The 15,543-nt window shown below is 42.1% G+C and carries 14 protein-coding genes; 11 read left to right on the forward strand and 3 right to left on the reverse strand.

Annotated features, from left to right (window positions below; translation table 11 throughout):
• The first annotated feature begins 162 nt into the window (after window positions 1-162).
• The 7 genes from ABC357_RS01500 to ABC357_RS01530 all read left to right on the forward strand — a co-directional run bounded on the left by ABC357_RS01500 (window position 163) and on the right by ABC357_RS01530 (window position 8,198).
• A complete protein-coding gene (locus tag ABC357_RS01500) occupies window positions 163-609 on the forward strand; it encodes a MaoC family dehydratase N-terminal domain-containing protein (RefSeq protein ID WP_412885812.1) in 447 nt (148 codons plus the stop codon).
• A gap of 15 nt (window positions 610-624) precedes the next feature.
• Window positions 625-1,047, forward strand: a complete 423-nt coding sequence (locus tag ABC357_RS01505) for a MaoC/PaaZ C-terminal domain-containing protein (RefSeq protein ID WP_412885813.1) — start codon at window positions 625-627, stop codon at window positions 1,045-1,047.
• 18 nt (window positions 1,048-1,065) lie between these two features.
• Window positions 1,066-2,229, forward strand: a complete 1,164-nt coding sequence (locus ABC357_RS01510; RefSeq protein WP_412885814.1) for a thiolase C-terminal domain-containing protein — start codon at window positions 1,066-1,068, stop codon at window positions 2,227-2,229.
• Between the two features lie 11 nt (window positions 2,230-2,240).
• Window positions 2,241-2,657, forward strand: coding sequence for a Zn-ribbon domain-containing OB-fold protein (locus ABC357_RS01515; RefSeq protein ID WP_412885815.1), 417 nt, complete (start codon window positions 2,241-2,243; stop codon window positions 2,655-2,657).
• Between the two features lie 41 nt (window positions 2,658-2,698).
• Window positions 2,699-3,892 (forward strand): acyl-CoA dehydrogenase family protein, encoded by a 1,194-nt coding sequence (locus tag ABC357_RS01520; RefSeq protein WP_412885816.1) that lies wholly within the window; start codon window positions 2,699-2,701, stop codon window positions 3,890-3,892.
• Between the two features lie 24 nt (window positions 3,893-3,916).
• Window positions 3,917-5,035, forward strand: coding sequence for an acyl-CoA dehydrogenase family protein (locus ABC357_RS01525; protein ID WP_412885817.1), 1,119 nt, complete (start codon window positions 3,917-3,919; stop codon window positions 5,033-5,035).
• Window positions 5,036-6,053: 1,018 nt separating this feature from the next.
• Window positions 6,054-8,198, forward strand: a complete 2,145-nt coding sequence (locus ABC357_RS01530; RefSeq protein WP_412885818.1) for a sigma 54-interacting transcriptional regulator — start codon at window positions 6,054-6,056, stop codon at window positions 8,196-8,198.
• Window positions 8,199-8,292: 94 nt separating this feature from the next.
• On the opposite strand, the gene ABC357_RS01535 is transcribed toward ABC357_RS01530, so the two are convergent.
• Window positions 8,293-8,793: a GNAT family N-acetyltransferase gene (locus tag ABC357_RS01535; RefSeq protein WP_412885819.1), complete on the reverse strand. Its 501-nt coding sequence runs from the start codon at window positions 8,791-8,793 to the stop codon at window positions 8,293-8,295.
• Between the two features lie 225 nt (window positions 8,794-9,018).
• Here ABC357_RS01535 and ABC357_RS01540 point away from each other — a divergent pair, with 225 nt between their 5' ends.
• Together ABC357_RS01540 and ABC357_RS01545 are read left to right on the forward strand one after the other, a co-directional pair.
• Window positions 9,019-9,906: a GRP family sugar transporter gene (locus ABC357_RS01540; protein ID WP_412885820.1), complete on the forward strand. Its 888-nt coding sequence runs from the start codon at window positions 9,019-9,021 to the stop codon at window positions 9,904-9,906.
• Between the two features lie 15 nt (window positions 9,907-9,921).
• Complete coding sequence (locus tag ABC357_RS01545) at window positions 9,922-10,707, forward strand: glucose-1-dehydrogenase (protein WP_412885821.1); 786 nt, start codon at window positions 9,922-9,924, stop codon at window positions 10,705-10,707.
• A gap of 60 nt (window positions 10,708-10,767) precedes the next feature.
• Here ABC357_RS01545 and ABC357_RS01550 read toward each other — a convergent pair whose 3' ends face one another.
• Window positions 10,768-11,031: a DUF1883 domain-containing protein gene (locus tag ABC357_RS01550; RefSeq protein WP_412885822.1), complete on the reverse strand. Its 264-nt coding sequence runs from the start codon at window positions 11,029-11,031 to the stop codon at window positions 10,768-10,770.
• A gap of 400 nt (window positions 11,032-11,431) precedes the next feature.
• A complete protein-coding gene (locus ABC357_RS01555; RefSeq protein WP_412885823.1) occupies window positions 11,432-12,544 on the reverse strand; it encodes an AI-2E family transporter in 1,113 nt (370 codons plus the stop codon).
• 263 nt (window positions 12,545-12,807) lie between these two features.
• Between ABC357_RS01555 and ABC357_RS01560 the strand changes: the two genes are divergently transcribed.
• Window positions 12,808-13,323: a type 1 glutamine amidotransferase domain-containing protein gene (locus ABC357_RS01560; RefSeq protein WP_412885824.1), complete on the forward strand. Its 516-nt coding sequence runs from the start codon at window positions 12,808-12,810 to the stop codon at window positions 13,321-13,323.
• Between the two features lie 380 nt (window positions 13,324-13,703).
• Complete coding sequence (locus tag ABC357_RS01565; protein ID WP_412885825.1) at window positions 13,704-15,542, forward strand: BglG family transcription antiterminator; 1,839 nt, start codon at window positions 13,704-13,706, stop codon at window positions 15,540-15,542.
• Window position 15,543: the final 1 nt, after the last annotated feature.

Raw genomic sequence — 15,543 nt, forward strand, 5'->3', positions numbered from 1 at the left:
ATTTCACTTTTTTTATTATCTGACTAGTTTTGTCCCAGCCTCTTTTTTTATCTCTATAAAAAAATGTGTCCAACAATGTCCGGGAAAGTGTCTGGTATGTATGTTGCATTATAAAAGGATGTCCGTTCAATTAGGAAAATGAGTACGTTAAGGATGTGAATTATGATGGATTTGGATGTTGGTATGATCGGCATGCAGGGTGAGATATTTGTAGTAGAAGTCGATAAACGCCATATTAAACAATTTGCACAGGCGATTGGAGATAGAAACCCGTTGTATATCGACGAGGAGTATGCAAAGCAAACACCGTATGGAGGAATCATTGCCCCTCCCACTTTTCCGATTGCTTTAGGAGTGGAAGGAACTGGTGTGCCGTTGGAATTGGATGAAAAACGGATGCTGCATGGCGAGCAGGAATTCATATATTCAAGGCCGATACGGCCCGGAGATGTATTGCACTGCCAAATGAAGGTTGCCGACTTATATGAAAAACAAGGAAAAAGCGGAACAATGCAATTTCTAGTCCTTGATACTGAAATGAAGGATTCTGAGGGAAATATGGTTGTTATAAGCCGGACAAATATTGTGTACAGACAGGCTGCAGTTTAACGATGGGAGGTGGATATGATGATTGGTCAATTTGAAAGCCTGGTCCCCGGACAACAATTGGATGCGCTTCACAAAGAGGCAGTTTCAAAAGTGCAACTGGTGAAATATGCCGGAGCTTCAGGAGATTTTAATCCCTTGCATACAGATGATGCATTTGCACAAAGCATCGGTTTGAGCGGAGTGATCGCCCATGGGATGCTGATAATGGGCTTCCTGGGGGAATATGTGATGAAGCTTGCCGGATCACAAGCGGAAGTCCAGTCCTTTAATATGCGTTTCGGAGCGATGACAAGGCCTGGAGACAGCATTTCCTGCCATGGAGTTATAGAAGAATTATTTGAACAGGATGGCCGGTCCTGTGCGCGGCTTAGCTTATCAGCTGAAAAGGCTGAAGGGGTAGCAGTCGGTACAGGGAAAGCCGTATTGCGTTTTTTCTAAAGAAATGGAGGATCATACATGGTAAATGTAAAAGACCGCTATGCGATTGTTGGTGTCGGAGAAAGTGCGCGTTCTAAGAATTCAGGCACAACCCCTTTGCACATGGCGTTAGATGCTGCCAGAGCAGCTATAAAAGATGCAGGTATTTCACCTAAAGAGATTGATGGTTTTATGAGTTATTCTGAAAATGATTCCTGTACGTCGCATCAATTGGCGACATATTTAGGGGTTAGACCGCGTTATGTAAAGGATATTCTAGGTGGTGGAAGCAGTACAGAAATGCTGATTGCGGATGCCGTCAGCCTGATCGAAACAGGCCAGGTGAATACAGTCCTTATTTTCCGTTCTATGAATGGCCGCTCGGGAGTCAGAATGGGCGGAGGAGGTTGGGATGTCAATATGCTTCAGACTGCCATAGATGGCGGAAGCTTTATCATTCCATATGGAGCAGGCGGTCCAGGACAATGGTTCGGATTATTTGCCACCCGGCATATGCATGAGACAGGCTTAACTAAAGAACATCTTGGACATGTATGCACAAGCTTTTATGAACATGCCCAACGCAACCCTAAAGCATATTTCTATGGAAAACCATTAACGATGGAAGAGTATCACAATACACCGACTTTAAGCTCCCCTTTCAATAAGCATGATTTCTGTCTGGAGTCAGATGAAGCGAATGCCATTATCGTTACATCTGCCGAACGGGCGAAGGATTGCAAATCCAGACCGGTCTATATTATGGGAATGGCTGCCCGCCAATGCGTTTCCCATTCTCATTACTGGTCCAACTTGGATGAAGTGGCTTCTGATTATGTAGCGCCGCAACTTTATAAAAATGCGGGGGTGAAACCGGAAGATATTCAAGTAGCATCCATTTATGACTGTTATAGCTGGGTAGTGCTTAGACAGTTGGAAGCGTATGGATTTGCCCCGCGTGGAGAAGTAGGCGATTTCGTAGCAGCCGGAAATCTGCGCATGGGCGGAAAATTGCCATCCAATACGGCAGGAGGCATGCTTTCTGAAGGTTATACACATGGGATGAACAATGTACTTGAGATTGTCCGGCAGATCAGACACGAATATGAGGGAACAGACCGCCAGGTGGAGGGCTGTGAAATCGGCATTTGTACAGGTTGGGCTGGACCTGATATAGCTGGAGCTATGATTCTACGAAACTAGGAGGAAACTAAATGAGTTACCAAAAACCGATTCCATTGAAAACGCCAGATAATACCCCGTATTGGGATGCGGCGGACCGCCATCAATTATCGTTGCAAAAGTGCGGCAGCTGCCACCAGTATTCACATCCCCCTGGTCCTGCCTGTGCCAAATGCGGGAGTGAAGAATTGAGCTGGGAGAACCTTGGGAACGATATTTCCGGCAAGCTCTATTCCTATGTCGTTTCTTATCGCCCTTTTCTTCCCGGCTTCCAGGATGATCTACCTTTGATCATTGCAGTGGTAGAACTGGATAAAGTGCCAGCTGTCAAATTAATCGGCAATATCATTGAATGCAATCCCGATCAACTTACGATTGGCATGCCTCTTCAGATGACCTGGCAGGATATTACGGAAGAGCGTGCTCTGCCGCAATGGAAGATGGCTTAGTCGAATAGAGGCAATAAAGCTTCATTAAGGAGGGAAAACCATTGGATTTTTCATTTACGGAAAAAGAGGAAACGTTTCGCCATGAATTGCGGTCATGGCTTGAGGAAAATCTGCCAGAAGGATGGATGGAGGGAAAACGCCATCTTGATAAAAACAGCGAAGAATATCCGGCATTCCTCAGAAATTGGCAAAATAAATTGAATGAAGGGCGTTGGGGCGCTATTGCATGGCCGGAAGAATACGGGGGGCGCAATGCAACTCTCATGGAAGAGATCATTTATCAACAGGAAATGGTCAGAGTAGAGGCTCCCCCATTAATCAACTACGTCGGCATCCATATGGTAGGCCCTACAGTGATGCAAATTGGCACAGAGGAACAGAAAGAACAATATATCGAAAAAATCCTCACTGGCGAAGAGGTTTGGTGCCAGGGATATTCTGAACCAAATGCGGGCTCGGACCTGACAGCTATTCAGACAAGCGCTGTCAAGAAGGGAGATAAATGGATCATCAATGGACAAAAGGTGTGGACCTCCTTCGGACATTTGGCTGACCGATGCTTCTTATTGGCACGCACGAGCAATCAGGAAAAAAGGCATAAAGGAATTACTGTATTCCTTTTGGATATGCATCAGAGCGGTGTTGAAACCCGGCCGATTATCCAAATGGACGGACAGCATGATTTCAATGAAGTTTATCTGAATGATGCGGTTGCCTATGACTCTGATATTATCGGAGAGGTGGATGAGGGCTGGAGAGTCACCATTGCCTTATTGATGCATGAACGCACAGGAATTGGCGGCCAGGTGTTTACCTTGGAAAAGCAATTCGAAGATTTGGTAAAGGATGCCCAGCGTTTGAATCTGAATGGGCAGCCAGCTTTAAAGGATCCTTATGTAAGACAAAAGATGGTTGATCTGTATACCAAAACAAAAGGGTCGTTATTGAATTATTACCGCAATCTCACAAAAACATTGAAAAATGGGCAGCCAGGCCCTGAAGGTTCCATGGATAAGCTTATGGTGAGCGAACTGACAAAAGAAGTATTCAGCTATGCAGTGTCCATGCAAGGCCACCAGGGAATCCTATGGAAGGATGATGCTATCCTCAATCCTTTTTGGCAAGAAAACTTCCTTTACTCTTTTGGGATGACGATAGGCGGAGGAACCAGTGAAGTACAGAAGAATACAATCGGAGAACGTATTTTAGGCTTGCCAAAAGATATGGGAAGGTAGCCAAAATGGAGGAGGTGTAATAGGATGGATTTTTCATTAAATCAAGAACAAGAAATGTTCCGCGGTTATGTTAAAAAATACTTGGACAATGCGGGGCAGACAAAAATGGCACGTGATTCCATCAAAGGAAATGAAGATACAGTCCAACAGGCGATGTCTGGATTAAGTGAGCTTGGCTGCATGGCCATCACCATTTCTGAACAATATGATGGATTGGGCTTAGGTTCCTTGGACTTGGTGCCCGTGCTTGAAGAAATGGGCAGAGCCCTTCTTCCTGGAATTTATGCAGAAACAATGGCATTCGCTGTCCCATTGCTTGAAAAGTACGGTACTGATGCGCAGAAGGAACGCTATCTTCCAGAAATCGCATCGGGCAATAAAACGATGACGGTGGCATGGATGGAACCGAATATGGGATACGTGACACAGGGCATGGAGACAAAAGCCCGGGTTGAAGGAGAAAGCTACATTCTGGACGGTACAAAGACACTCGTGCCTAATGGTGCAAGTGCTGATTATATCCTTGTACTGTCAACGACCCAAATTGGGCATACTTTTTTTATCGTTCATCAGGAACAGCTGGAAGACATCCAAAAACAGGAAGCCTTCGATGAATCACTGCAATTGAGCCAAATCACATTTCATCATATAAAAGTACCGAAAGAACAAGTACTTGGTGAAGCCGGCAAAGCTGACATACTGCTTGAAGAAGGCTTATTGCACATGAATGCTGCATTGTGTTCACTCATGGTCGGCTCCATGGAAAAGATTGTTTCCATGGCCGCAGAATATGCTAAAATCCGTGAGCAATTCGGCCAGCCAATCGGAAGATTCCAGGCTATTAAGCACCGGATTGTCGATATGAAGATGGAGCTTGAAACAGCACGTTCATTAAGCTATTATGCCAATTGGGCATTGGATACACATGCTGAAGACCGGGCTGCAGCCATCTACAGTGCGCGGGCATATACGACGGAAGCCTTTATTGCAGCTTCAGCGGCTAATGTACAGATCCATGGCGGAATAGGATTCACTGAAGAATTGGATTGCCACCTGTTTGTCAAAAGGGCCAGATATTATGAAGGGTATCTTGGAACAGTCCAGCAAAATCGTGAAAAAGCAGCGCTTGCATTGAATTGGTAACATAAAAATCATTTCTTTTTTCTATATCCGATCAAAAGCTATGGCAATCCCCGCCAATAGTTTAGATAAAGTAGAGTAACGAAAACGAGTATAAAACCGTAAAGGTTTTATATTCGTTTTTTTTTTGAGAAATTGAAAACACTTGGTCTGAAGTGAAGTGACTCGAAAAATCTTAGAGCGTTATATGAAGAATTCAGTTTACATGTATTAGTATTTTGAGTTTGCCAGTCCAAATAAGGGCACATGGTAAATGCTATTTTTTGACTCCTTAAGGACATTGGTTTTAGCGAGCAGTAATCGCTCCAGGATACTCGCTTTCCGCGGGGCATGCGATGAGCCTCCTCAGCCCGTGGGGCTCCCAGGGTCTCATCTGTCCCGCTGATCCGTCCCGTACCTTCCGCTATCATAGATCTACAACAAGCACTATCTTTGTCATCATAAGTTGGAAGAGTCTTATCCTACAAGCTGTGAAGAAATTTAGGATATTATTTAAATAACTACATTCGAATAGCAGAGAATATGCCGTCATCTAATTCCTACGTTAAAATGAATGATACAAGTATCTTTAAAAAGGGTTTTAAAGGAACAAGCCTCTTAAAAAGTTAATCTGAATCTTGGAAGACTGTTTCGAATTCCAAGATTATATAGACAGCTATTTTAGATTTTCTCTGCAACAATGGAACTACTTACATTCCCCGCCTCATAGCTTTTTGTATGGAACCAATGTAGTATTTTTATATACCCTTTTTGACCATATAACCGGGCAGACGGGGGAATCGTTTCATGAAGAGCAGAAGGTAATCGTGGTAGAGGATGAGCAAGGGAAGTTACGCTGACAGAATGGGTAAGTCGGTATAACGGGTTATTTTCATAAATGAATGAAGCGGTTGTCCGTAAAAAATGGATACATTTGATGGAGTGTCCGAAAAATCAGACATTTATACAGATACATTGTTGAAGAGGAGAGCCATGAAGGTATATCATTGAAATAATGGGGACTGATGGGAGGAAGAAGACTATGAAGGCAATCGATATAGCTTTATTGAACATACTCACTCTATCAAAGGAAGAAACAATCTTTAATGCGGTTACTATATTTCGCCAGCAACATTGCGATGCTCTGCCGATAATTGATGAACATGGAAAACTATGCGGGATATTTACAAGATCGAATATATATAACGTTCTTATAAATGGAATTGATTTGAATGGACCTGTCAGTGAAGTGATGGTACATAATGTCTTTTCACTTGCCTATAATGATGAAATTGATGTTAATTTGTCTCTTGGAAGCCCGAAAAGCCAGGTTGTGGTAGTGGATGAAGAAAATCGGCCAATCGGCATGATCAATAAAAGCACTGCTTTTCAAGGTTTGTTGAACCAATCGAATGCACTTGCCTATAATTTGAGCTCGCTTGTTGAAACGATGGAAGATGGGGTCATTAATGTAAATAGAGATGGCATCATTCAAGTGTTCAATGCAGCGGCAGCCGAAATGCTGGAAGTGGAGGCGAAAGGAATGGTTGGGAAGGCTGTAACGGATTGTTTTCCTGAGTTGGGGATTGATCATGTACTTGCTGATGGACAACCTATCTTTGGGCAGCGTTGTACAGTGGGAGAACATATTTTTCTTGTTAACTGCCGGTTAGTGGACGGACCGGATGGCTGGTTTGGCGCAGTCACGATTCTGCAGGATATGACAAAATTGGAGTTGCTGACAAAGGAGCTTCATAGTGTACAGCAATTGAATACGACATTGGATACGGTACTCGAGCTGGCTTATGATGGCATTACTGTTGTCAATCGTGAAGGTGAAATTACTATGATAAACAGCAATATGTGCCATTTTTTAGGCATTGAGGCAGGTGAGGCAATTGGAAAATCGATTTTTGATATCCGCAAGGAAAGCCACCTAGTGAATGTACTTGAAACGGGAATCTCAGATGTAAATGATATTCAAATGATCAGGGGAACACGTTATGCAGTGTCATGCCTTCCTTTGGTAGAAGAAGGAGAAACGGTTGGGGCAGTAGAGAAAGTAACGTTCCACCATATAAAAGAATTGAAAAAGCTGGTTGAAAAGATGGAGACTCTCGAAAAGGAGATTACCTACTTTCGGCAGGAAGCCCGGCAATCCAATTATGCCAAGTATACATTTAAACATATTGTGTCAGTTAACGCCAAAGTGGACAATGCCAAGAAAGAAGCAATGAGAGTCGCCCAAGCCAATCTGCCAGTTGTTATTTTGGGGCCAAGCGGCACAGGGAAGGAATTATTTGCCCACAGTATACATAATGCAAGTCCGAGAAGAAGTGCGCCTTTTATCAAAGTCAATTGTGCCGCCATACCCGAAGAATTAATGGAGTCTGAATTTTTTGGATATGAAGAAGGCGCTTTCACGGGAGCGAAGAAGAAAGGGAAGCCAGGGAAATTCGAGCTTGCCAATGGAGGGACGCTCTTTTTGGATGAAATAGGCGATATGCCGCCCGCTTTACAGGTAAAACTGTTGCGCGTTCTGCAAGACGGGGAGTTTGAAAGGGTGGGGGGCATTGATCCTATTCAAGTAAATGTAAGGATAGTTGCTGCCACCAATACACAGCTTGAAGAAAAAGTCAGAGCAGGCGAGTTTCGTTTGGATTTATACTACCGCATTAATGTATTCTCCATTACAATACCTCCTTTATCGCAGCGCCTTGAGGATATCCCCCATCTTGTCAAAATGTTTATTAATAAGTTCAGTTCAGAGCTGGGCATACGGGTGACAGGCATTGAAAAAAACGCCATTGATGCATTAAAGGCCCATGAATGGCCGGGAAATGTCCGGGAACTGGAAAATGTTATCCGCAGAGCTGTTTATCTGATCGATGGAGAGCAAATAAAATTGTCCGATCTGCCTGAACATATTTCGCATATTGTCATACCTCCCAACTGGACGGTAGAAAAGGAAGACGAACCGGAAATGGTTTATATGCCGGTATCCTCCCAAATTGAATCATATGGAACGAGCTTGGAAGAACGTGAAAGGGAATTGATCATCGGAACACTTGAACAGACGGACGGCAATCGATCCAAAGCTGCCAAGCTGATGGGGATGGGCAGATCGACCCTGTATGAAAAAATGAACCGGCTTGGCATTCCTACAACTAAAAAAGCCGAAAAATAGTGTTAGGGCTTCCGGAAAAAGTAATACACAGGGAAAAGGGGAAGGCGGCAGTATAATAGTGCGCCTTCCCCCTTTATTTGTAGTTAAATAACTATTACAATCTTTTGCCCATAATGACCAAATCTCTTTCAATCCCGTCTAACTCTGCGATATTTGGAAGGTTAGCCCACTTTTCAAAGCCAAACCGTCCAAATAATTTCATGCTGGGCAGGTTATGGCCGAATATAAAACCAAGCAACGTCTTAATGCCCAAAGAAGGAGATTTCTCCAAAACGTATTGCATCATTTCTTTCCCTAAACCTTTTCCTCTGAAAGCCTCATCAATATAGATGCTTAATTCAGCTGTAGCTTGATAAGCCGGCCTTCCATAAAAAGATTGTAAACTGATCCAACCGCATATTTCCCCTCCATATTCGGCAACCCATAATGGCCTTTCTGTTGGCGTATGCTCCCGGAACCACCGCTCTCGGCTGGCGACGGATACAGGCTCCAGATCGGCAGTGACCATCCGGGAATCAATCGTAGAGTTGTAGATAGCGACAATTTGCGGCAAATCCTGTATGGTTGCATCTCTAAAGCGTGGCTGTAATGGCATGAAAAGTTCCCTTCCGTTATAAATTTCACATTATCTATTACTATCCACAGTACCGTTTTTTGTTATGTTAATCAATGAAAATAGCCACCAAGGTTTTCATATAAGTCTACTCTATTATAAAGAAGTAAAAATAGGTACATATAAAAAATTGCTAACTAGGTTTCTTACGAGGAAAAACGGGAATAAACAATATAGTTGAATAACTTATAGGAATATCTATAATACATGCGAATTTATAATTATGGGAGAGAAGGTATTTTTGTGGAAGGTATATTATTTGCTTTATTGCCCGCTCTGACATGGGGAAGTTTAGTTCTGGTCAGTGAAAAATTGGGAGGCAATTCATATTCCCAAACGCTGGGCATTACGTCAGGGGCGTTTATATTTGCTATTGTAATGTATTTTATTAAGCAACCTCAAATGGATGCCACCGTTTGGGTAGTAGGTATTATATCCGGTATAGGCTGGGCCGTAGGCCAGTTGAACCAGTTCAATAGTGTAAAACAATTAGGAGTTTCAAAGACGGTTCCGATTTCGACGGGGCTGCAATTGCTGGGTACAACATTCTTTGGTGTCATTGTCTTCAAAGAATGGACAGAAAAGACAACGATCATTTTGGGGATTCTTGCCTTAATCTGTATCATTGCCGGTGTGGTAATGACAGGGCTCAACCAGGCAAAGGATGAAAAGAAAGGGAACACGAAGAAAGGAGCTCTTTTCCTTCTTATTTCAACCATCGGCTTTGTCCTTTATGTTGTCATTGTCAGATGGTTTGATATTAATGGCTGGGCAGCTATTTTACCGCAAGCGATCGGGATGTTGGCAACTGCATTTATCCTGTCGCTTAAACATAAACCGTTCAATAAATACGCTATGCGCAATGTGATTACCGGTATTATGTGGGCAGTAGGTAACATTGGCTTATTGCTGGCGAATCCGCGTGTCGGCGTCGCTATCGGATTTTCTTTCTCGCAAATGGGGATTGTCATTTCAACATTGGGCGGCATCTTCTTGCTAGGCGAAAAAAAATCTAAGAAACAATTAGTTTTTATTATTATCGGCTGTGCATTCGTTATAGCCGGAGGAGTATTGTTGGGTTTCACAAAAAAATAAAAGGGGAGATTTAATATGTATAAAGATTTAGAAGGAAAAGTAGTCGTTATTACTGGTGCTGGCACTGGGTTAGGAAAGGCAATGGCAGAACGTTTCGGAAAGGAAAAGGCTAAAGTTGTAATCGGGTATCATAAGAATGAACAGGATTTTCAGGATACAATCGATTATATTGAATCGAATGGAGGCCAGGCTGCAGCTTTTAAAGTGGATGTCACGAAGGAAGAAGAAGTGAAATCGATGATTTCTTTCGCTGCCAAAACTTTCGGTTCAGTAGACGTAATGGTCAATAACGCTGGGATGGAGAATGAAGTCCCTTCAGACCAGCTTCCGTTGGAAGATTGGCAAAAAGTAATTGACATTAACTTAACAGGTATGTTTTTAGGAAGTAAAGAAGCCATTAAGTATATGGTGGAACATGAAATAAAAGGGGCAGTTGTGAATATGGCATCCGTCCATGACCGGATTCCTTGGCCTCATTTCGTCCACTATGCTGCCAGCAAAGGCGGAGTGAAGATGATGTCAGAAACATTGGCTTTAGAATATGCGCCTAAAGGCATCCGAGTCAATAATATTTCACCGGGGGCCATCGATACACCAATCAACGCGGAAAAATTCCAGGACGCTGAAAAAAAACAAGGGGTCATCGACCTTATCCCGATGGGGTATATCGGCAAACCTGAACAAATTGCAGCATGTGCGGTTTGGTTGGCATCCGAAGAAGCCAGCTATGTAACAGGCAATACCATTTATCCTGATGGAGGAATGACTAAGTATCCTGGATTCCAGGCAGGCAGAGGCTAATGCTATAAAAGAACAATCAGCGCCACCGGGGGAATGATAGGCCTCCGAGCGGCGCTTTTTTTAGTTCCGAATGACTTGAAGTGAATGGGTAACTGGACCAAGTGCGTTGTTCTTCAGTACTATAATGTGCCAATGCCCTGAGTTAGGGGCTGGAATTCTTAATGCATTGTTTTCTGTCTTGCCGCCATAATATCTATATTTCATTCCATCCATGTACTTCGCATAATTAGCATCATCCATTAGCATAATTTCTGCCGGGCGGTTTGTTTTGACGATCACAGCATCCCACATATTTAATTGAACTTGGTAGTCAGATTGATTCAATTGACTCACTCCTTTAGAACTAAATAAAAGATTTTTAAGTTATTTAACGTAAAAAACCGCGGATTATCCCGTTAAATGATTCTATTTAACTATAATATATATAGGTATATAATACCAGTAAATTCCTGATAGTTTTTTTAGAAATTGAATGAATCAGAATATTGGGGGATGAACAACAAGAATGGCGCCATAAAATACTTGTTACTGGGATGGAATGATTTATTCTTTATACTGTTATTTGGACTACGGCAAAAAACCTCTATAAATAGAGGTTCTATACCTACGCATAATGTATGGGATGTTGAACGGGCACTTTTTTATGTATCAAAAAAGAGATCGAGTAATCCTTACACTCGATCTCTTTAGTAGACGCTATTGACTTTTGTGTCCAAAGATACCGTTATTCAATTTTAATATCGTTTTTTAAGACTGCTTCTTTTCTTGCCTCCAGGAGTTTGACGATGCTGAGGACAATTGTTTTACAGACAGCGTATGTCGGAACGGCTAGTACCATGCCTATCACACCGGCAATATTGCCTGCCACTAGGAGCATAATAATAACAGTTGCCGGATGTATATCAAGGCTTTTTCCAAGGATAAGCGGTGATAAGAAGTTGCCTTCCAGCTGCTGGGCGAGGGTGATGACGATAATAACTAGGACTGCTTGGAATGGCGAATCAAAAAGGGCAACAATGACAGCCGGTGCGCCTCCGATAATTGGCCCCACGTAAGGAATAATATTTGTGACAGCTACAATTAAAGCCATGACAAGCGCATAAGGAACATCAACAATCAAAAATCCGATCAACGATAAAATACCGACGCAGCAAGCCACGGTCACTTGGCCGCTGATATAGGCCGATAAAGTCGAGCCTACATCCTCTATGATTTTTAATCCTTGGTTGCGATAAGTGCTCGGGATAAATTTAGAAAGCGCTATAGGCAGGCGATGCCCATCTTTAAACATATAGAACAACAGGACAGGAACCGTAATAATGGTTATAGTTGCATTGGTGACAAAACCGAACACGCCAACTACACCGTTTGTGATTTTTCCCGGAAGTGTATTCAGGTACTCGGTTATTTTATGCTGAAAGCTTTCGAAAGAAATATATTCATTAGCCATCAGATTTTGAATGTTCAAAGAGTCTGAATAACGGTCAAAGACTTGTTCAACTTGTTTGGCGTATACCGGGATGGCATCAATAAACGCTGTAATCTGCTTTGTGATCAATGGCCCAACATTGCCGATGAGCAATGCAACCAGGGAAATGGCCAGGACATATAACAAAAGAATCGATAATGTCCTAGGGAGCTTTAATCTTTTTTGAAACAGCTTGATAACGGGATTAAAAATAAAGAACAGAAACCCGGAAATCAAGAGAGGGAAGAACAATGTTGAAAAAAAGACTCCTATCGGCTTCAGTAAAAAGGATAACTTGGTGGAAACTAAAATAATGGTTAATAAGATTAAAATCTGTAAAGACCAGTTCTTAAATTTGGTACTGAACAAAATGCAATCACCTCGATTAGAAAGTATAGCGTTTTATTTCAGCAAGCTCTGGATTGCCGGAATCAGAGCATGCACGTAAATATTTCAAAGACTTATTCACTATTGTAAAGGGTGTATGCTGAGAAAGAAAGATGATTCTTCCAAGAATCACGATCAAGCTGTACGAAATCGTTTAAAGCAATTGCAATTCTATGATTAAAGCCATGCATGAAGGGTAAATACATAACATAACGAATTCAGAAGAAAGAGGGATGTTTAGTATTATGGGTAAAAAAATTGCAACTGTTTTAACTGACTACTTTGAAGATGTGGAATATACTCAACCAGCCGAGGCGTTTAAGAAAGAAGGCCATGAGGTTGTCACAATAGAAAAACAAGCTGGTTCCACAGTTAAAGGTAAACAAGGCAAAGCTGAAGTGAAAATTGATAAGGGCATTGATGAAGTGAAACCGGAAGATTTCGACGCTCTATTCATTCCAGGCGGATTTTCGCCTGACCAACTGCGTGGAGATGACCGTTTCGTCAAATTTGCCAAATCCTTTGCAGATGCCAATAAACCAATCTTTGCTATATGCCATGGTCCACAGCTATTGATTACAGCCAAAGTATTGGATGGCAAAAAGGCGACTGGCTATCAATCTATCGCAGTAGATATGAAAAACGCTGGCGTACAATTCGAAGATAAGGAAGTTGTGGTGGATAACAACTTGGTAACAAGCCGCCAACCAGATGATATTCCTGCATTTAATCGTGAATCATTGGCTGTATTGGCAAAATAATGGATAATAGAAGGGGGGAGGCGTTAATCGCCTCCCTTTTTTGCTGTTGGAATTCATCATACATCAAGAGCGGCTTTTTATTATCAGTGAAATCATTTATAGTAATGAAATACATATTTTTGCATTGCGGACTTAGCCGTATAGAGAAATTTTGTATTTTGCACGAATAACACGCAATTAAATGTTTGAATATTCAATCTTATAGGCGCTTTATAGGGGACCGTAAGATGAGTCTTGTCTTTTTTTATTGCTGAATAACGACTTGTTGCAATCTTTTTCACTTAAGATGGGGAATGAATTTTGGCTGTAAGCGCTTTATTATGTTTCGTATAATGAAGGGGCATAAAAGATCCCGGAAGGAAAGAGTGGAGGAATCATTTATGTTAACAAACAGGCAGCAACACATAGTAATCAGGCTTCTCGATAATCGGAATACGATCCGGATAAAGGATCTTTCAACGGATCTGGGAGTGAGTACGAGGACCATCAAATATGATCTGGATATAGTAAAGGTATGGTTAACGGAACAGGGTGCCATTTATTATTCCCAGAGAAATAAAGGCATCGGAGTCCAATGTGATGAGGGGCAAAGGTCATCATTGAAATATAAAGTACAGAAACTTGGAAATGAGGAGATCGTTAAGAACCAACAGCAGAGAATTCAGCATGTAATAACCATTCTAATGGTTTCTGATGGTTATGTAACCGCCCAGCATCTGGCTGATGGACTGGAAGTCAGCAGGAATACAATCCTGGCCGACTTAAGCCAGGTGGAAAAGTACATCGGGAAATGGTTCTTGTTTCTAGAACGTAAACCCCGGCAGGGATACCGAATACTTGGTGAAGAGTTGTACATACGGTTATTATTGGAGCATTTGATTTTTCAGAAGGTATCCAATCATGATGGCTATTTTATCACACAATATATTAAGGGAGAGGGGGATAAGGAAGAGAACCTTTTCCATCTGCCTGAACCGCTCGCTTCAAACCATGTGTATGTTCTTCGGACACTTAAGTCTACATACGGAATAGGCAGTGGGCATTCTTTGCCTTATCAGGATTTGCTGAGCATGTTAATCAGGCTTACTATCTCTATTACCCGTATGAAACTAGGCAAAAGCCTTTCTTCCTGCCGTATTTTCGATGGACGAAAATGGAATGGCGGCAAAAAGAAAATGATTGCGGAAGCCATGAGAACAATGTGCAGCCATTTGGCTTTCCCGATGCTCGAAGAGGAGTTTCTATATATTGATGATGAAATGAAAACGATGTGGAAAGACTTGGATATAGCTGCTGCCACCCAGCAAATTATCAAGTACACGAGCATAAGGGAAAACAATCGATACCGGCAGGACCCGACCCTATTCAGTAACTTGCTGCCCCACCTTTCATCCAGGCTCAGGCATGGCACAACTTATTTACTGGAGGAAAACCCTTTTAGAGATGAAATCCAAAATAGCCATCCAAGTTTGATTAAAACCCTTGATCAAGCTGCCAAAAAATATCTTTCACCCCATGGCGTTATCATCCACGACTCATTTATTACTCTAATGGCATTGCATTTTATCGCTTCAAATGAAAGAGAAACATCTAAAAAAGACCGGATACAGGCTCTTTATGTCTGTTCTACGGGACGGGGAGTAGCAAGAATCATCAAGAATAAAGTAGAAAGAGAAATAAAAGGCATTGATGTTATTGCCCATTGTTCAGTAAGAGAAGTGGAGAAAATGTGCACGCTCCAAAAAGTCGATGTGATTATCTCGGTATTTCCCATAGAAGCCAAAAAGCCGGTATTGGTCGTTGATCCGGCCCTTAGCCAAAGGGATATCCTCGTAATTCAGCAATTCATTGAAAATGAAACAGGGGCCCCGTGCCCACCCATTCCTGACTATCAGTCGGCAAATTCCGGGCCATTACCAGAAACTGCTGAAGGAATCTGTGAAGATATCATAGTGAAGGGGTTTCAAATGGCCCAGGAACTGGATGCTCTTATGGGGATTAAACTTTGCGATGAAAGAAAACCTGCTTTTATGATGCATGTGTTCCTAATGGTCCATCGCTATTATTTTCAAAAACAATATGACTATTTTCAATTCCAGCCAAGCGAATCTTTCGAGGGAGATATGCATATAAAAAAGGAGATTAATAAGATCGCAGGCAGGCATCATATGAAATTAAATGAATCAGAAATTGCCGCTCTTTTACAATATATTCAATAAG

This window comes from Bacillus kalamii, assembly GCF_047238185.1.
Taxonomy (GTDB): domain Bacteria; phylum Bacillota; class Bacilli; order Bacillales; family DSM-1321; genus Bacillus_AD.

Excerpts from the sequence above, each read along its gene's own strand:
- ABC357_RS01560 (WP_412885824.1), top strand. The coding sequence starts at position 12,808 with ATGGGTAAAAAAATTGCAACTGTTTTAACTGACTACTTTGAAGATGTG.
- ABC357_RS01540 (WP_412885820.1), top strand. The coding sequence starts at position 9,019 with ATGCGAATTTATAATTATGGGAGAGAAGGTATTTTTGTGGAAGGTATA.
- ABC357_RS01530 (WP_412885818.1), top strand. The coding sequence starts at position 6,054 with ATGAAGGCAATCGATATAGCTTTATTGAACATACTCACTCTATCAAAG.
- ABC357_RS01515 (WP_412885815.1), top strand. The coding sequence starts at position 2,241 with ATGAGTTACCAAAAACCGATTCCATTGAAAACGCCAGATAATACCCCG.
- ABC357_RS01545 (WP_412885821.1), top strand. The coding sequence starts at position 9,922 with ATGTATAAAGATTTAGAAGGAAAAGTAGTCGTTATTACTGGTGCTGGC.
- ABC357_RS01500 (WP_412885812.1), top strand. The coding sequence starts at position 163 with ATGATGGATTTGGATGTTGGTATGATCGGCATGCAGGGTGAGATATTT.
- ABC357_RS01535 (WP_412885819.1), bottom strand. The coding sequence starts at position 8,793 with ATGCCATTACAGCCACGCTTTAGAGATGCAACCATACAGGATTTGCCG.
- ABC357_RS01525 (WP_412885817.1), top strand. The coding sequence starts at position 3,917 with ATGGATTTTTCATTAAATCAAGAACAAGAAATGTTCCGCGGTTATGTT.
- ABC357_RS01505 (WP_412885813.1), top strand. The coding sequence starts at position 625 with ATGATGATTGGTCAATTTGAAAGCCTGGTCCCCGGACAACAATTGGAT.
- ABC357_RS01565 (WP_412885825.1), top strand. The coding sequence starts at position 13,704 with ATGTTAACAAACAGGCAGCAACACATAGTAATCAGGCTTCTCGATAAT.
- ABC357_RS01510 (WP_412885814.1), top strand. The coding sequence starts at position 1,066 with ATGGTAAATGTAAAAGACCGCTATGCGATTGTTGGTGTCGGAGAAAGT.